The following is a 16,942-nucleotide window of genomic DNA, read 5'->3' as shown; positions in this document are numbered from 1 at the left end:
TGGAAAGGAAAAGCGCTGCCATTTGCCCTAAACGGCGCCGGCCTCGGCAAGTTGCTGCACAGGGCGCCTGCGCTCGATCACGATCGGTTACCACGCCGTCATGCGCCGATCGCCTCCAGCCCTTCCTCCAGCCAGTCGGCCAGCAGCGGCATGCCGAGCAGGTATTTGGCCGTGCGCTTGTTGGAGCGCTCCTTGGCGGCGGCCACGGCATCAGTCCATTCGGAAGCGTCATAGTCGCCGCGCCCGACCCAGACGAGCGCAACCAGTTCGGCTGCCTCGTCGACATTGAGATCGTTGATCAGCTCGCGGAATTCCTCTTCGGTGAGGTCTTCCGAGGCTTCCTCGGCCAGGCCGTCATGATGGTGGTTGTCATGGGTATCGCCGTCGAACTCGACCTCATGCTCGGCGCCGTCGTCATAGTCCTCATTGACGGCCGCGCTCAGCGCCTTGGCCTTGAGGATGAACAGGCGCACCGTGTCCGGGTCGATCGAAAGATCCCATTCCTGCTCGATGCGCTGCTGCACGGCCTTCTCCACGTGATGCGCTGCCGCGATGATAGCGGATTTGCGGCGCGCGTCACGTCCGTGGACAAGGCCGCCCTGCCGGGTTTTCGAAATAGTTGCGCCTTGGCCGGCATTTCGGGATGAAACGCGAGCGAGGCGGCGTTAGTCTGGAATTCTCAAGCTCAACATGGAGGCTTCGATGCGCAGACGTTTGCTTGTTCAGGTTCTGGCGATTGCGGCGCTGCCGCTGTTCGTCGCGCCGGCTTATACCGCCGGCGCAGGCGGTGGTGGCGATACCCAGACGACCACCAAATGCAAGAAGGGCGAGGTCTGGGACAAGAAGAAGCAGAAATGCGTCGTGCCGCAATATGGCATGCTGGACGACGACAGCATCTATGCGGCGGGTCACGACCTGGCGATGGCCGGACGCTACGACGAGGCGATCTCGGTGCTGACTTTAGCCGCCAACAAGCAGGACCCGCGGATCCTCAATTATCTCGGCTATTCGCATCGCCATTCCGGCCGCGTCACCGTCGGTCTCGGCTACTATGAGGAAGCGCTGCGCATCGATCCGAACTACACGCTGGTGCGCGAATATCTCGGCGAGGCGCATCTGCAGATCGGCGATCTCGCCGGCGCCCAGCAGCAGCTCAGCGAAATCGAGAAGCGCACCGGCAAGGACTCGCGCGAATACGGCATGCTCTCCGAGCAGATCGATCATTTCCTGAGGAGCTGATCGAGCGTCCCTGGCTTTCGAACCGGCTGCGAGCGATCGCGGCCGGTTTTTTGACATCGATCGCTTCTATCGGTCGCCGGCGGCCTTGCGCGAAAGCGGTGATCATTTTGCCGGACTTTCATTTTTGGGCGTGAAAATCGCGCGAAGATCGCTATATTGCGGGAAATTGCGGTGAAACGGTTCCGTTAGCCCGAGGCTGCCGGACCGTTTTCTTTTTGTACCCATTGACAAGGCCATTCCCGAAAAGCGGGGGTGGCGGCAGGAAAGGTCAGGCATCATGATCAAGGTCCCGATGACAGGCGAGGGGTTCGCGTCATTGAAGGAAGAACTGCGCTGGCGCCAGCAGTCAGAGCGTCCGCGCATCATCGAGGCGATCTCCGAGGCGCGCTCGCATGGCGACCTGTCCGAAAATGCCGAATATCACGCGGCCAAAGAGTCGCAGAGCCACAACGAAGGCCGGGTCAACGAACTCGAGGACCTGATCGCGCGCGCCGAGGTCATCGACGTTTCGAAGCTGTCCGGCGACAAGGTCAAGTTCGGCGCGACGGTCGTGCTCGTCGACGAAGACACCGAAGAGAAGAAGACCTACCAGATCGTCGGCGACCAGGAAGCCGACGTGAAGTCCGGCCGCATTTCGATCTCTTCGCCGATCGCGCGGGCACTGATCGGCAAGGAAGTCGGCGACGCCATCGAGGTCAACGCTCCTGGCGGTGCCAGGGGTTACGAGATCGTCCAGGTGCAGTTCATCTAAGGACCTTTTGATAATTACTCTGGCGGCCGACTACAGCGCCGCGCGTCCTTTCGGACGCGCAAAGGACGCGGTAGAACTTGGTTTGCGCATGATCCTTTCCGAAAATCGAACTCGATTTTCGGGGTCATGTGCGTGCGGTTTTCTGCGCTTCCGGTGCTCACGTACTTTAAGTACGCTCCGCTCCGGTTCTCGAAAACCACGCCATTCGACTCGCCAGAGCGAATTCTGAAAAGGTCCTCACGCTGGCGCCGCTGATCTGAGCGCCAGCAATCGTTCCGCCTCGGCCATCACCTCAACCGACGTAACTTTGCCGTCGGTTGGCGCCAGCAAGGTCGACGCGAACGGTCCGTGGGGGCCGGTGAGGCCAGGTTCGGTCGCCAGGAAAATGGCGACCGTCGGCAGGCCGAAGGCGCTGGCGAGATGGGTCAGGCCGGTATCAGCGCCGATGACGAGCGCCGACCGACCGAGGATCGCGGCTATTTCGGAAAGCTGCGATTTCGGCACCAGCACCGCTTGCGGCACAGCGCCAACGATCGCTTCCGCGACGTTCTTTTCCGCTTCGTTCGACCATGTGACGACCGGCGTGAACTGCCTGGCAGCCAGCAAGCGTGCGGTTTCGATCCAGCCCTCGACCGGCCATTTCTTGTCCTCGCGGCTGGTGCCGTGCAGCAGGAACGCGGTCTTGCCCTCGACATTGGAAAGTCCGCCCGCCGGCGGCACGATGCCGGAGCCAAGCACCGCTAGGTCCGGCTGATAATCCAGCGCCAGGCCGAACAGCCGGCGCGTGCGCTCGATGGCATGCAGATCGCGCGGCACGGCATATTTGCGCCGGTAAAACAGCGTCGCGGAGGGCTCGCGCGCGCTGGCGCGGTCTAAGCCGGCAATCGGCGCGCCAGCCTGGACGGCGACCAGAGCCGACTTCAACAGGCCTTGCGCGTCGATGACCAGATCGTAGCGGGAAGCTCGCAATGCCCGGCGCAGCCCAGCCATCTCGCGCCACGTGCCGCTGTCGAAAAGCTGCTTGCGCCAGCGCCGGATCGCCACCTTGTGGATGGTCCGGATCGCCGGATGGAGGGCAACGATGCCGGCAAAAGTCTCTTCCACGCACCAGTCGAACGTCACATCGGGGCGATTGCGCAGCGCGTCCTCGACGGCGGGAAAAGTGTGGATGACGTCGCCCATCGACGATGTCTTGACGATCAGCACCTTCATGCGGTCGCTGGAACCTTGAGTAGCCGGTCGGCGGCCGCCGCGACGCGCGCGACATCGAGCGTCTTCAGGCAGTTGAGGTGGCCGAGCGGGCAGACCTTCTTGTGGCAGGGCGAACAGGACAGATGCAGCCAGATCAGCTCCGAACGGTCCGTCAGCGGCGGCGTGTTCTCGGGCGAGGTCGAGCCGTAGACGGCGACGATCGGCGTGCCGACGGCAGCCGCGACATGCATCAGGCCGCTGTCGTTCGAAACCGCGAGTTTTGCCGCGGCGATCAGGTCGATGGCGTCCTCGAGCCGGGTCTTGCCGGCAAGGTCGATGGCTCCAGGCGCAAGCGCTGCGATCTCGCCGGTCACGTCGGCATCGTTCTTCGAGCCGAGCAAGGCGACGCCGAGGCCCTTTGCCATCATGTCCCGCGCAAGCTCGGCATAGTGGTCGCTCGGCCAGCGCTTTGCCGGGCCGAATTCGGCGCCCGGCATCAAGGCGACGAAATCCTGTCCGGTCAGTCCGAACCGTGCCAGCAGAGCCGCCTGGTTGGCGGTATCGATGGTGAGCTTGGGCATGCGGAACGTGCCGCCACGGGCGAGGCCGAAATAGGCCCGCGCCGTGCGCCGCTTCAGCCCGTCGGCTAGCGGCACGACATCGGTCAAAAGGCCGTAACGCATTTCGCGCAAGTTTCCGACGCGGCGCGGAATGCGGGCAAAAAACGGGATCAGCGCCGATTTCCAGCTGCCGGGCAGCACGTAAGCCATGTCGTAGCGGCCGCGCAGCAGGCGGCCGAAACGCCGGCGGCTGCGGAATTCGAGCGCGCCGGGCATCAGCGGAAAGTCGATCTGGCAGCGAATTTCCGGCATGCGCTTGACCAGGGGCGCTGCCCAGCCAGGCGCCAGCACGTCGATCGCGGCGTTGGGATATCTTTCCTTCAGCGCTGAAAACAGGCACTGCGCCATGACCATGTCGCCCACCCAGCGTGGGCCGATCACGAGGATCGTTGGGCTTTCAGCCATTCGACATAGTCTCTCACGCCGGTTTCGACGGTGCGGAATTGGCCATTGTAGCCGGCCGCGCGCAAGCGGGACATATCAGCCTGCGTAAAACTCTGATAGCTGCCCTTGAGGTGGTCGGGGAAGGGAATGAACTCGATCTCGCCCTTGCCAAGCGTATCGATCACGGTCTCGGCAATCGCCCGGAACGGCTGCGCGCGGCCGGTGCCGCAGTTGAATATGCCGCTCAGCCCCCGCTTCCACAGCCAGAGATTAACGTCGGCGACGTCACCGACATGGATGAAGTCGCGGCTCTGCTCGCCGGGCCCGAAGTCGCCATAAGCGCCGAACAGTTTCGGGTTTTCACCGCGCTCGACCTGGTTGAACAAATGGAAAGCGACCGAGGCCATGGCGCCCTTATGCGCCTCGCGCGGCCCGTAGACATTGAAGTAGCGCAAGCCCGCCACTTGCGAATGATCGGTGTCGAAGACGTTGCGGCGGACGTAATCGTCGAACAGCTTCTTCGAATAGGCATAGGCATTGAGCGGCCGCTCGAAGGCGGGCTCCTCGCGGAACTCGCTGCCGCCGCCATAGACGGAGGCCGAGGATGCATAGAGGAAGGGCACGCGCAGTTCGAGGCAGGCATGCAAGAGCCGCTTCGAATAGGCGTAGTTGACCTCCATCATGAACTTGCCGTTCCACTCCGTGGTGGTCGAGCAGGCGCCCTGATGGAACACCGCCTCGATGCGGCCGAGCGCGCCTGCTTCGAGCAGCGCGCAGAAATCATCCTTGTCGAGATAGTCGGCGATCTTGAGATCTGCCAGGTTGGCGATCTTGTGGCCGTCGGTCAGATCGTCGACGACGACGATGTCGTCATGCCCTTCAGCGTTGAGAGCGGCGACGATGTTGGAGCCGATCATGCCGGCGCCGCCCGTGACGATGATCATGATGGCCTCTGTCTGCTTGCGATTCCGGCTCTTATAAGGGAGGTCAGCCGGGCTGTCGACAAAAGCGGGCGTCGCCCTCCGCCACCATTCCCACGCTTGTCCATTTTGTCTGTTTTGTCTATTATGTATAAAATGGAGCGTCCCATGAAACAGTATCCGTCGACCGATCTGAAACAGCATCTCGGTGACGTGCTTGCAGCTGCCAGCCAGCAACCCGTTTCCATCACCCGTCACAACAAGCCGAGATACGTTCTAATGAGCATAGAGACCTACGAGGCTCGCTTCGTCGACGACAGCCGCCGCGCTTACGCTGCCAAGGACGCCCCGCCCGATCATGTCGAGATGCTTGAGGAATATTCCGCAGAGTTGAATCGTGATTAAACCTCATGCCGCCGACGTCTGGCGGTATCCATATCTGTGGTATCGCCAGCATGAAGACGGCGAGACCGAAGGCCGCAAGGCCCGACCCGCCGCCTTCGTGGCCGTCCTTCCCGGCAAAGCCGGCGGCACGAATCTCTTCATCCTTGCAATCACCTCCTCGCAGCCGGGCCGTGATCGCATCGCCGTCAGCGTTCCGGAAATTGAATGCCGCCGCGCCGGTCTTGACCCCATTCCCCTTTGGGTCATAGTCGACGAGTACAATCACGATATCCTGGAATCTTCAGCCTATTCTGAACCCAATGCCCGGATCGGCGCGTTCAGTCCGTCATTTCATAAGAAAGTCATGGCCGCTTTCATAGCAGCTGTCCGGACAAGCCAATCCAAATCCATTCCGCGTGCAGACTGAACCGCCTAAATTCGGATCATGAGGGACAAGAGAAATGCCGTCGCCCGAACTGCTTGTCGCGTTTTTCGCCACCACGGCGATCTTCGCCTACATTCCCGGTCCCGCCATGCTCTATGCGGCGGCGCAGACCATGGCGCGTGGGCGCTGGTCCGGGCTGACAGCCGCACTTGGCATCCATCTCGGCGGCTATGTGCATGTCTTCGCGGCCGCCGCCGGCCTGTCGGTGCTGTTTCACGCCGTGCCGCCGCTCTATATGGCGGTCAAGCTGATCGGCGCGCTTTATCTGATCTGGCTCGGCGTCTGCCTGTTCCGAAAGCGTGCGGATGGCGAGGCGGCCTTGCCCGCCATCGAGCGGAAATCGGCTCGCCGCGCCTTTTTCGAGAGCATCACCGTCGAGGTGCTCAATCCCAAGACGGCGATCTTCTTCATGGCGTTCCTGCCGCAATTCATCGACGCCTCGACGGCGCTGCCGGTCTGGCTGCAATTCGTGGTGCTAGGAACCATCGTCAACCTGATGTTCTCCTCGGCCGATATCGCCTGCGTGTTCCTCGCCGGCGCCATGATCGCGCGCCTTCGCCGGTCCAGCCGGGCGCAGCGCCTGATGCAACGGGCAGGCGGCGCCGTGCTGGTCGGTCTCGGCGTTCATGTCGCCCTGCAGAAGAGCTGAGGTAGGCGGGCCAGCGTTGCACTGACCCGAATTGCGGTATATCCGCATCGCGTTGAACGATCGGCGTCACAATTTCGGCGCCGCAACCTAACCAAGCCTGGCCCTTTTTTGGCCTGCCTCGAGTTAAGATGATCAAACAGCATCTGCCCTCTCCTGAACCCTTGCATCGCACCATCGCCGGCTTTGGCGAGGCCACTGTGCTGGTGGTCGGCGATTTCATCCTCGACCGTTTCGTCAGCGGCGTCATCGAGCGGATCTCGCCGGAAGCGCCGATACCGGTGCTGCACGGCAGGGGCGAAATGCTGGCCATAGGCGGCGCCGGCAACGTCGTCTCCAACATTGTATCGCTGGGCGCGGCCGCCATTCCCGTCTCGGTGATCGGCGCCGACCAGGCCGGCGACAATCTGATGCGCATGCTCGGCGAGGTCGGCGTAGATACCGACGGCTTGCTGCAGCGGAAGGGCCGCATGACCTCGTCGAAGAGCCGCTTCAGCGCGCTCAACCAGCAGGTGCTGCGTTTCGACGAGGAAGAGATCAAGCCGCTCACCGCCGCCGAGCGGGCAAAACTCATCGACCATTTCCAGGCCGCACTTGCCCGCGCCGACATCGTCATCCTGTCCGATTACGGCAAGGGCATCCTGCTCGAGGGCGTGGCAGCCGAGCTGATCGCGATCTGCCGCGACGCCGGCAAGCCGGTGCTGGTCGATCCGAAAGGCCACGACTATGCGCGCTATGCGGGCGCCACAGCGGTCACCCCGAACCGCAAGGAGCTTGGCGAGGCGGCCGGCCGCAAGGTGTTCAGCGACGATGAGATCGTGGCTGCCGCGCGCGATCTGATCGCGGCGCATGATTTCGAATTCATCGTCGCCACGCGCAGCGAAAAGGGCATGAGCGTGGTGAGCGCCGAAGACGCCCGCCATATCTCCACGCAGGCGCGCGAAGTGTTCGACGTTTCGGGCGCCGGCGATACCGTCATTGCAAGCTTCGCGCTTTCGCTGGCAGCCGGGGCCGACCGGGTGCACGCCGCCGTGATCGCCAATGCGGCGGGCGGCGTCGTCGTCGGCAAACGCGGCACGGCGCGGCTGTCGGTGGAGGAGCTTTCCGGCGCGCTGTTCCGCTCGCATGGGCCGGTCGCCCATATCGATGCCATTCTCGACGCCAATGCCGCCGCCCGGATGGTCGCGGCGTGGAAGGATGAAGGGCTGACGGTCGGCTTCACCAATGGCTGTTTCGATATCCTGCATGCCGGCCATGTCAGCCTCTTGCATGCCGCGCGCAGCCAATGCGACCGGCTGGTGCTCGGCCTCAACAGTGACGCCTCGGTGCGCCGGCTGAAAGGGGTGGGCCGCCCGGTCAACGACCAGCATGACCGCGCCTGCGTGCTCGCCGCCCTTGCTTCCGTCGACGCCGTCGTCGTCTTCGAAGAGGATACGCCGCTCAAGCTCATCGAGGCGCTGCTCCCCGACATTCTGGTCAAGGGCGCGGACTATACGGTCGAGACCGTCGTCGGCGCCGATGTGGTGCAGAAGGCGGGCGGGCGCGTGGTGCTGGTCGATCTCGTCGCCGGCAAGAGCACGACCAACACGATCGGCAAGATGCGCGCCGCAAACTGAGGGTTTCGATGTCTGAACTCAACGACTATCTGGTCCGCTCCGCGGCCGCGATCACCGCGACGGTCGAGCGTGACCTGTCGGGCGCAATGGAACGCGCCGCGAGCGCGGTGGTGGCGGCGCTTGCGTCGGGGAAAGCTCTTCTGATCTGCGGCAATGGCGGCTCGGCCAGCGATGCCATCCACATCGCTGGCGAACTGGTCGGCCGCTTCCTCAAGGAGCGCAAGGCCTACAATGTCATCGCGCTGCCGGCCAACGCGGCGGTGCTGACGGCCTGGGGCAACGACTATGGCTTCGACACCGTCTTCTCGCGCCAGGTCGAGGCGCATGGATCGGAAGGCGCGGTGCTGCTGGCGATCTCGACCAGCGGCAATTCGCCGAGCATCCTCGCGGCGGCCGAACAGGCGCGGACGATGGGAATGACGGTGATCAGCCTGACCGGTGACACCGGCGGCAAGCTCGCGCTGCTGAGCGACATCCTGCTCAACGTGCCGTCGACCTCGACGCCGATCATCCAACAGGGGCATCTGTGCCTCTACCATTATCTGTGCGAGGTGGTCGAAGCGCGCCTCAGCAATGGCTGACGGCGACGCTGGTCTTCCGCTTGCCGAGCCCGGCCTTTGGGTCGAACGCGTCGGAGCAAGGGCCTTTGCAGCCGGCCTGCCGGCGCTGTTTCTCGACCGCGACGGCACGATCAATGTCGATACCGGCTATCCCGACGATCCGGATGCGATAATTTTGCGCGACGGCATGGCGCAAGTAATCGAGGCCGCCAACCAACGCGGCATTCCGGTCGCTGTCGTCACCAACCAGTCCGGCATCGCGCGCGGCTATTTCGGCTGGGACGCTTTCGCCAAGGTCAATGGCCGTGTGCTCGATCTTCTGGCCGAACAGAATGCCTTCGTCGATATGGTGCTTGCCTGCGCTTACCATGAGGCGGGATCGGGTCCGTTGGCTGTTGCCGACCATCCGATGCGCAAGCCAAATCCGGGCATGCTGATCGAGGCAGGGCGGCGGCTTGGCCTGGACTTGAAGCGATCGCTGATCGTCGGCGACAAATCCGCCGATATGGAAGCGGGCCGGGGCGCCGGCCTCGCGCGCGGCTGGCTCGTCGACGGCGACGCTTCAACGATGGATGGGCTTTCGGTTCTGCCGCTCCGCGATGCGCATGACCTGGATGGACTGGTTACCGCCATCCAATCGCTTTGATCACGGATTGATTCAGAGCCGGGCCCCAGGCCATTGATTTCCGACGCGTTATCGAAGGTCGGCGCGTTAAGGGGGAAAGGCCACCAGCCCCTCATCCTTGACACGACGGATGGTCAAAGCGGTGCGCACCGTGTCGACATTGGGCGCCGAGGCCAGCTCCTCGATGACGAAGGTCTGAAAGGTGCCGAGATCGCTCGCCACGCAATGCAGCAGGAAATCGGATTCACCCGACACCATCCAGGCGTCACGCACGATCGGCCAGCCGCGCGTGCGTTCGGCGAAGGTTTTCAGCTCTGCATCGGCCTGGTGATGCAGGCCGATCAGGCAGAAGGCGACGACATCCATGCCGAGCGCCGGCGCGTTGAGCAGGGCGCGGTAGCCGCGGATGATGCCTGCCTCCTCCAGCCGCCTGACACGGCGAAGGCAGGGCGGCGCCGAGATGCCGACACGGCTCGACAATTCGACATTGGTCATGCGCCCGTCACCCTGCAGCTCGCGCAGGATCTTCCAGTCGATGGCGTCGAGGTCGGCTTTGAGCGGCATGGCTGTCTCGGCTTAGGCGCAAGAATCTTTCGCAATTTTGTAATTAAACGACTTTTGTGTCCGCGCCAGCCCTCATCGGCGCGATTTTTCTAGCGTAACAAAAGCCGCGATTTCGCGAATAGCTGATTGGCCACAGCTTTCCGGGGACGACGGTCCGTTCGCCTTGCTGCCATGGGTGGCAACCCTTACATTATCCTCGACAAAACCACGGCCTTGCGCCGCAGGGGACTTTTTCATGAGCACCAAACACGCGCCTGTTCTCATTATCGGTTCCGGCCCTGCCGGCTATACGGCGGCGGTCTACGCCGCGCGCGCCATGCTGAAGCCGATGCTCGTTGCCGGCCTGCAGCAGGGCGGCCAGCTGATGATCACCACCGATGTCGAAAACTACCCCGGCTTCGCCGACCCAATCCAGGGACCTTGGCTGATGGAGCAGATGCTCAAGCAGGCCGAGCATGTCGGCACCGACATCATCAACGACATCATCACCGAGGTCGACCTCAATGTGCGGCCGTTCCGCGCCAAGGGCGATTCCGGCACGACCTATACGGCCGACGCGCTGATCATCGCCACGGGCGCGCAGGCCAAGTGGCTGGGTATTCCGACAGAACAGACCTTCATGGGTTTTGGCGTGTCGGCTTGCGCCACCTGCGACGGCTTCTTCTATCGCGGCAAGGATGTGGCGGTCATCGGCGGCGGCAATTCGGCCGTGGAGGAGGCGCTCTACCTCTCCAATCTGGCAAAGAGCGTGACAGTCATTCATCGGCGCAACGATTTCCGTGCCGAGCGCATCCTGCGCGAGCGGCTGCTGAAGAAGGACAATGTCCACGTCATTTGGGACACGGTCGTCGACGAGATCACCGGCCGGCCGGGCAAGACGCCGCTGCCGCCTTCGGTCGAAGGGCTGAAGCTCAAAAATGCGGTGACCGGCGAGATCAGCCATCTCAAGATCGATGGCGTGTTCGTCGCCATCGGCCACGCGCCGGCGGTCGAGCTCTTCGCCGGCAAGCTGAAGCAGAAGCCGAACGGCTATCTGTGGACGGCGCCGGATTCGACCCGCACCGATGTGCCCGGCGTGTTTGCCGCCGGCGATGTTACCGACGATGTCTACCGCCAGGCGGTGACGGCGGCCGGGCTTGGTTGCATGGCGGCGCTCGAGGCGGAGAAGTACCTGGCGGGGATCGAGGTTCACCGCGAAGCGGCGGAATGACAAATCGGCTGAGAAAGGCCGTTTAAAAGCCTGATTTTTCATTCAGACGCCAAACGCAACGCGAGGGGAATCATGGCGCTGGACTGGGACAAGCTACGCGTATTTCACGCAGCGGCGGAGGCTGGATCGTTCACCCACGCCGCCGAGACACTGCACCTGTCGCAATCGGCGATTTCGCGGCAGGTCAGCGCGCTGGAGCACGATGTCGGCGTGCCGTTATTCCATCGCCACGCGCGCGGGCTGGTGCTGACCGAGCAGGGCGAGATGCTGTTTCGCACGGCGCATGACGTGCTGATGAAGCTGGAGACGATCAAGACCCGGTTGACCGAGACCAAGGACCGGCCGTCCGGTGTGCTGAGGGTAACGACCACGGTGGGCCTGGGCGCTGGCTGGCTGACCGAACGCGTGCAGGAATTCATCGAGCTTTATCCAGAGATCAGCCTGCAGCTGATCCTCGCCAATGAGGAGCTCGACCTCACCATGCGCCAGGCCGATTGCGCTATACGACTGCGCCAGCCGCAACAGCCGGACCTTATCCAGCGCCGCTTGTTCACCGTGCATTTCCATCTCTATGCCGCACCCTCCTATATCGCGAAATTCGGCAAGCCGGCTTCGATCGCCGAACTCAGGAATCATCGCATCGTTACCTTCGGCTTGCCGGTGCCCTCGCATCTGTCGGAGCTGAACTGGCTGGAGACGGTCGGCGATTTCGAGGGCGGGCAGCGGGTGCCGACGCTGCAAATCAACGACATCCTGTCGATCAAGCGGGCCGTGCAGGGCGGCGCCGGCATCGCCATGCTGCCCGACTACGTGATCAGCAAGGATACCAACCTTGTCCAGCTGCTGCCCGAAACCGAGGTGCCGTCCTTCGACACCTATTTCGCCTATCCGGACGCGATGAAGAACCAGGCGAAGCTGCATGTCTTCCGCGACTTTATCATCGCCAAGGCACGCAGCTGGTCGTATTAGGGTGTGTCGATATTCAGGTGAGGCCGGCCTGCAAATGGCGGGTTCCTGCGCTTCCGGTGCTCACGTACGAAAAGTACGCTCCGCTCCGGTTCTCGGAACCCACCATTTTCGACTCGGCCTGACCTGAATCTCGACACACCCTGCGCCGGTTAAACAGCTAATCGCGCCACGGCGTGATGCGCGGCAGCCAGCCGGGTACGGCGCGGCGGTACGCCTCGTATTCGGCGCCATAGCGTTGCGCCAGCGTCGGCTCTTCATAGACCTTGACGAAGGAGACCATCGCGGTGGCGGCGATCAGGCCGTAGATCACGACCGGCCAGCTCGAGAAAATAAGCGCCTGTCCAAGGATGATCGAGAGCACTGCCACATACATCGGGTTGCGGACATGGCGGTAGATGCCGCCGACAACCAGCTTCTCGGTAGGCGCCACCGGCGCCGGTGTACCGAGGCCTTCAAGCGCAAAGCGCGCGAAGGCATGGAGCAGGATTGCAGTCGCTCCGACCACCAGGACAAAGCCCGCCGGCACGAAGCCCGGCACGGCGGACAGCGGGGCGCGATAGCTGTCGGTCAGCAGCCAGGGCGCCAGTCCGGCAACGACACCGGGCGCGACGACCAGGAACAGCGCGCTGCCGGCGATTGCTGATAAAGTTCGCATCGTGGGTCTCCTGCCGCAAAAATAAACTTGGCCTGATGAAACCGGCAGCATTTGCCGACTCACGTAATTCCGAGAAAAAACGCCCCAATTTTGTATTTTAGCAGTCGCTATCGGCCCGAAAACGTTCTGAAATCGGCTATTTTGCTGGTCCTATGGGTTCCGGGAATGGGTTGGACCACAGCCTGCGCCTTTTTGCATGCGTGTGTTGCAAAATAGATGCTTGTTTCTTGGGCATGATGAGTAGATATATAGTGTCATCTCCGGGGCGCGTTCTCCTCCCATTAGCGCCCTCGAGTGTTCCCCTCTGGAGGTTAGCCTTAATCGGCACTTCCAATCAAACTCAGCCGGATCTTTACTGATCCGGCTTTTTTGTTGCCCGTTTGCCTGCGGGCTCCGGGAGAATCGAAAAAATCCACCACGTAACAGTGACATGTAACATCGGGTAACATGTCGCCGACGCACTCTATCGATTAAGTAGACCATAGGACGCGGTTGGTCGGTTCGGGAGATGGGGGCATCACTCGGAAGACCGGGCTCAGGCAGCTGCCGCGTCCGAACCATTTTTCCGGATGCGGCGGACCTGCCGTTGCCTCCCAGGAAGACGGTCCGCAATAGAACGGCGTCCGGGTCATCCGGACGCCGTTTTCATGTCTTCGACAGTTACTCAGGCTGGCGACCTGATCAGGCGGCTTTGCCGTTGGCGTTCATCGCCTCGTCGGCGAGGCGTCCAGTCAGTTCGGCCATATGGTCGAAAACGGCCTTGTAACTGGCAACGCCGGCGGTCGCCGAGCGCAGCTCGATGATCAGGTCGCCGATTTCGGCCTGCGGCATGGTCGCCTCGACCACATCCCAGCCCGGCCAGTCCGGCCTTGCGTCATAGCCGAGGATCTGGCCACGCCGCTGCGGGATCAGCGCGATGATCCTCGAGGTCGCATCGGAAGGCGTGACGATCGCTACCTTCATCACAGGCTCCAGCAGGACCGGCGAGCAGGCGGCCATGCCTTCCTTCATGGCGAGCTTGGCCGCCATCTGGAAGGCCATGTCGGAGGAGTCGACCGCGTGGTAGGAGCCGTCCGAGAGGTTGACCGCGACATCGACCACAGGGAAGCCGAGCGGACCCGTCTTCAGATAGTCGCGAACGCCTGTCTCCACCGATTGGATGTAGGTCTTCGGCACCACGCCGCCGGTGATGGTGTCGGAGAACTGGAAGCCCGTGCCACGCGGCAGCGGCTTGATCTCGATGACCACGTCGCCGAACTGACCGTGGCCGCCCGACTGTTTCTTATGGCGGCCGCGCTGCTGCACGGATTTGCGGATGGTTTCGCGATAGGGCACCGCCGGGGCATGGCCCTCGATCGGAATCTGGTTCTTGCCCTCGAGGCGTTCGCGCACCACGCGCAGATGCATCTCGCCGTGCCCAGATAGAACGGTCTCGGCGGAGTCCTGGTTGTGGCGCAGGCCGAGCGAAGGATCCTCCTCGGCAAGGCGCTGGATCGCCGCCGACATCTTGACCTCGTCCTTGCGCTCCTTGGGACGCAGCGCAAAGGCAAAGACCGGCTGTGGCGGGTCAAGCGCGACCAGCGGCCTGATGCCGCCCTTGGCGGAGCTCAGCGTCTGGCCGGTCTTGACGTTATCGAGCTTGCCGAGCGCGACCGTGTCGCCGGCCTTGGCGGATGTCTGTTTGATCTGGTCCTTGCCAAGCATCTTGTAGATGCCGGACACCTTCGCCGTGTCGCCATTGGAAAGGAAGAACTCGGCCGCGTCGGCCAATTGACCGGAAAGCACGCGCGAGACCGACAGCTTGCCGCCATGCGCCGTGTGGATGGTCTTCATCACCTGCACGACCGTCTGGTTGCCGTCGGGCACGCCCAGCCGCTTTCTGGTCGCCTCGACGTCCGGCGCATCGTGGCGGATCGCCTTCAACAGGCGCAGCACGCCGTTGCCTTTCTCGGCGGTGCCGATCAGCACCGGTGTCACCGCGCCCGTGCGCAGGTCGGCCGAGAGATCGTCGAAGACCGCATCTTTCGGCGGCTCGATCTCCTCCAGCAACTGTTCCATCAGATGATCGTCATGGTCGGCGAGCGTCTCCAGCATGGAGAAGCGCGCTTCCAGCTCGCGCGCCTTGTCGTCGCCGGGAATTTCGGCCACCTCGCTCTCGGCATATTCGCGGTAGATGTAGGCGCGTTCCAGCGCCAGATCGATCGAGCCGATGACGACGCCATCCTTGCGCAAGGGAATCTGGCGCAGCAGCAACGGCATGGAGCTCGCCGGCTGCAGCATCTTCAGCGTGTCACGCACACCGGCGACCGCCTTGTCGACCTTGTTCAGGAACAGGATGCGTGGAATGGCGAGCTCATCGAGCTTGCGCATGATGAGCTGAAGCGCCGGGATCTTCTTCTCGTCGGCCTCGGCGACGACAACCGCGAGATCGCACGCGGCAAGCACCGGCTCGGCCTCGAAGGCGAATTCGATCGAGCCGGGGCAGTCTACGAAGGTCAATTGCTCGCCCATGAATTCGGTGGTGGCGAAGTTCGCCTCGACGCTCATGGCGTGGGCGCGAGCCTCGGGCGAATGATCGGAAACAGTGCTGCCCGATGAAACGGGGTTCTGGCGGGGAATGGCGCCCGTGCGGGCGAGGATTGCTTCGAGAAGTGTCGTCTTACCGCTTGCAAAGGGACCGACTATGGCGATGCATTTCGGTCCCGTGCGTCGTCCTCCGGCGCGAGTACCCATGGCTGACCTCCACTCAGGCGTTTCCCGAGAGAGCGATCGGCAAAAGTGGAAACCGGTTTTGCGTCGGATCGCACTCTCTAGAAGAGCGGCGGCCGGCCTGTTCGGCCGTCGCGGGCGGTTTATTTCCTCCTGCCCAAAGCCATCGTCACACGGGTTTGCGGAGAGGGCAAGAAAAATAGGAAATTCGCCGGCTTGGTTTTGTCGGCGGTCGCCTGTTTGTCACGCGGTGAGAGCGAGCGGCTCGGAAGCCGCGGCGCACAAGGCGCTCATTTTGTCGCGCGGCCCCGGCCGACCGAAGAAATAGCCCTGGAAACGGCTGCAGCCGGCCGCGCGCGCAAGCATGAACTCCTCCGCCGTCTCGACACCTTCGGCGACGGTGGCGATGTCCTGGATGCGCGCGATCTGGGCAAGCGCCGAGACGAAGATCTGCGCCGCCTGGTCATGCGCGAGGCTGCTTATGTAGGAGCGGTCGATCTTGACGCTGTCGATGGCAGCGACTTCAAATAGTTGAAACCGCAATGCCCAGTGCCGAAGTCGTCTAACGCGATCTGGAAGCCGAGGCCGCAGCACCAGCAGCGCCATCAAGGTAGATGTCGCCGATATGGCCAACGCGCCGGTGCGCGAAGCAGCATCCGTCAGACCGAAATCGGCAATGGAGGTGGCGGCGATGCTCAGCAGGAGCAATGCCTGGACGCCGCGATAGATACGGCCGCTGTGATCCTTGATCGTCGCCAGGGTACTCATGTCCGCACCCCCGCAGCACACGACATGGCTAGGGGGCGGCCGTTAACAAACATTGAGTTCGGCTACCGCCCCGCGGCATTAATCGGTTGGAATTTATGATTAAAAAGCAACGATTTATGACAACTTGTTGACTGGCCAATGAACTTCTATCGGGCCGCCTCGGCGCCGTCGTCAGGCAGCTGAAAACGTCGGTTGCGCAAACCCTTGTCGGCATGAAACTGTGTTGCAGGACACGCATTCGCGGCAAGCTGTTTCGCGAGAAAGGGAATCGACGATGAAGATCATTGCGTGCGGCACAGTGCCGACGATCATAGCACCGGATAAGTATTTCACCGGGCGGGTGCTGCAGACGCCGATCATCGAGAAGGAAGCGCCGGCACGATTGAGGGCGACGCTGGTCAGCTTCGAGCCGGGCGCCCGCACGCATTGGCATACGCATCCGCTTGGCCAGACGCTTTATGTCACCTCCGGCGCCGGGCTTGCCCAGAGCTGGGGCGGGCCGATCGAACAGATCAGGGCGGGGGACGTCATCTCGTTTGCGCCCGGCGAGAAGCACTGGCACGGCGCCGGGGCGAAAACCGTCATGACGCATATCGCCATGCAGGAGGCGCTGGACGGTGTCCACGCCGAGTGGCTGGAAGAGGTTTCCGACGACCAGTATCGCGGATAGCGGCGCCTCTACCCGT

General features: G+C 62.7%; 18 protein-coding genes and 1 pseudogene. 11 read left to right on the top strand and 8 right to left on the bottom strand.

The genetic code is table 11. The features are described 5' to 3' along the window. Positions 1–98 precede the first annotated feature (98 nt). The gene (locus tag AB6802_RS05470; RefSeq protein WP_371009002.1) at positions 99–524 is read right to left on the bottom strand and encodes a DUF3775 domain-containing protein; all 426 of its coding nucleotides are present in this window, start codon (positions 522–524) and stop codon (positions 99–101) included. A 178-nt stretch (positions 525–702) separates the two neighbouring features. Here AB6802_RS05470 and AB6802_RS05465 point away from each other — a divergent pair, with 178 nt between their 5' ends. Continuing rightward, on the top strand, positions 703–1,239 hold the full coding sequence (locus AB6802_RS05465; RefSeq protein ID WP_371009001.1) for a tetratricopeptide repeat protein: 537 nt from the start codon (positions 703–705) through the stop codon (positions 1,237–1,239). Between the two features lie 277 nt (positions 1,240–1,516). Further along, a complete protein-coding gene (gene greA / locus AB6802_RS05460; RefSeq protein ID WP_371009000.1) occupies positions 1,517–1,990 on the top strand; it encodes a transcription elongation factor GreA in 474 nt (157 codons plus the stop codon). A 237-nt stretch (positions 1,991–2,227) separates the two neighbouring features. On the opposite strand, the gene waaC is transcribed toward greA, so the two are convergent. The 3 genes from waaC to rfaD are packed head-to-tail and all read right to left on the bottom strand — an operon-like array spanning position 2,228 to position 5,129. Then, positions 2,228–3,202, bottom strand: coding sequence for a lipopolysaccharide heptosyltransferase I (waaC, locus tag AB6802_RS05455; RefSeq protein ID WP_371008999.1), 975 nt, complete (start codon positions 3,200–3,202; stop codon positions 2,228–2,230). After that, a complete protein-coding gene (gene waaF, locus AB6802_RS05450; RefSeq protein ID WP_371008998.1) occupies positions 3,199–4,206 on the bottom strand; it encodes a lipopolysaccharide heptosyltransferase II in 1,008 nt (335 codons plus the stop codon). Before waaF ends, waaC begins: the two co-directional genes overlap by 4 nt. Then, a complete protein-coding gene (rfaD, locus tag AB6802_RS05445; protein WP_371008997.1) occupies positions 4,179–5,129 on the bottom strand; it encodes an ADP-glyceromanno-heptose 6-epimerase in 951 nt (316 codons plus the stop codon). Before rfaD ends, waaF begins: the two co-directional genes overlap by 28 nt. A 144-nt stretch (positions 5,130–5,273) precedes the next feature. Between rfaD and AB6802_RS05440 the strand changes: the two genes are divergently transcribed. The 6 genes from AB6802_RS05440 to AB6802_RS05415 all read left to right on the top strand — a co-directional run bounded on the left by AB6802_RS05440 (position 5,274) and on the right by AB6802_RS05415 (position 9,402). After that, positions 5,274–5,510 (top strand): type II toxin-antitoxin system Phd/YefM family antitoxin, encoded by a 237-nt coding sequence (locus tag AB6802_RS05440; RefSeq protein ID WP_371008996.1) that lies wholly within the window; start codon positions 5,274–5,276, stop codon positions 5,508–5,510. Next, positions 5,503–5,916, top strand: a complete 414-nt coding sequence (locus AB6802_RS05435) for a hypothetical protein (protein ID WP_371008995.1) — start codon at positions 5,503–5,505, stop codon at positions 5,914–5,916. Before AB6802_RS05440 ends, AB6802_RS05435 begins: the two co-directional genes overlap by 8 nt. 34 nt (positions 5,917–5,950) lie before the next feature. Next, positions 5,951–6,583 (top strand): LysE family translocator, encoded by a 633-nt coding sequence (locus tag AB6802_RS05430; RefSeq protein WP_371008994.1) that lies wholly within the window; start codon positions 5,951–5,953, stop codon positions 6,581–6,583. Positions 6,584–6,711: 128 nt separating this feature from the next. Continuing rightward, positions 6,712–8,196: a D-glycero-beta-D-manno-heptose-7-phosphate kinase gene (rfaE1, locus tag AB6802_RS05425; RefSeq protein WP_371008993.1), complete on the top strand. Its 1,485-nt coding sequence runs from the start codon at positions 6,712–6,714 to the stop codon at positions 8,194–8,196. Positions 8,197–8,204: 8 nt separating this feature from the next. Then, a complete protein-coding gene (locus AB6802_RS05420) occupies positions 8,205–8,777 on the top strand; it encodes an SIS domain-containing protein (RefSeq protein WP_371008992.1) in 573 nt (190 codons plus the stop codon). Continuing rightward, positions 8,770–9,402, top strand: a complete 633-nt coding sequence (locus AB6802_RS05415) for a D-glycero-alpha-D-manno-heptose-1,7-bisphosphate 7-phosphatase (RefSeq protein ID WP_371008991.1) — start codon at positions 8,770–8,772, stop codon at positions 9,400–9,402. Before AB6802_RS05420 ends, AB6802_RS05415 begins: the two co-directional genes overlap by 8 nt. A 66-nt stretch (positions 9,403–9,468) precedes the next feature. Here AB6802_RS05415 and AB6802_RS05410 read toward each other — a convergent pair whose 3' ends face one another. After that, positions 9,469–9,945 (bottom strand): Lrp/AsnC family transcriptional regulator, encoded by a 477-nt coding sequence (locus AB6802_RS05410; protein ID WP_371008990.1) that lies wholly within the window; start codon positions 9,943–9,945, stop codon positions 9,469–9,471. Between the two features lie 235 nt (positions 9,946–10,180). Between AB6802_RS05410 and trxB the strand changes: the two genes are divergently transcribed. After that, positions 10,181–11,155 carry a thioredoxin-disulfide reductase gene (gene trxB / locus AB6802_RS05405; protein ID WP_371008989.1) on the top strand — a complete coding sequence of 325 codons (975 nt, stop codon included), beginning with the start codon at positions 10,181–10,183 and terminating at the stop codon, positions 11,153–11,155. Positions 11,156–11,227: 72 nt separating this feature from the next. After that, on the top strand, positions 11,228–12,124 hold the full coding sequence (locus tag AB6802_RS05400; protein WP_371008988.1) for a LysR family transcriptional regulator: 897 nt from the start codon (positions 11,228–11,230) through the stop codon (positions 12,122–12,124). A gap of 157 nt (positions 12,125–12,281) precedes the next feature. Here the strand turns inward: AB6802_RS05400 and AB6802_RS05395 are convergent, their stop codons facing one another. From AB6802_RS05395 to AB6802_RS05385, 3 genes and pseudogenes are all read right to left on the bottom strand, one after another. After that, complete coding sequence (locus AB6802_RS05395) at positions 12,282–12,779, bottom strand: isoprenylcysteine carboxylmethyltransferase family protein (protein ID WP_371008987.1); 498 nt, start codon at positions 12,777–12,779, stop codon at positions 12,282–12,284. A 681-nt stretch (positions 12,780–13,460) separates the two neighbouring features. After that, positions 13,461–15,512, bottom strand: a complete 2,052-nt coding sequence (locus AB6802_RS05390) for an elongation factor G (protein WP_371008986.1) — start codon at positions 15,510–15,512, stop codon at positions 13,461–13,463. A gap of 219 nt (positions 15,513–15,731) precedes the next feature. Next, positions 15,732–16,075, bottom strand: a pseudogene (locus AB6802_RS05385) (EAL domain-containing protein); the annotation flags it as partial. 455 nt (positions 16,076–16,530) lie between these two features. Between AB6802_RS05385 and AB6802_RS05380 the strand changes: the two are divergent. After that, positions 16,531–16,926, top strand: coding sequence for a cupin domain-containing protein (locus tag AB6802_RS05380; RefSeq protein WP_371008985.1), 396 nt, complete (start codon positions 16,531–16,533; stop codon positions 16,924–16,926). The last annotated feature ends 16 nt before the right edge of the window (positions 16,927–16,942 follow it).

The organism is Mesorhizobium sp. RCC_202 (genome assembly GCF_041355295.1).
Taxonomy (GTDB): Bacteria; Pseudomonadota; Alphaproteobacteria; order Rhizobiales; family Rhizobiaceae; genus Mesorhizobium.
The sequence above is the reverse complement of the archived record's forward strand: the minus strand, read 5'-3'. Positions and strand labels throughout refer to the sequence as shown.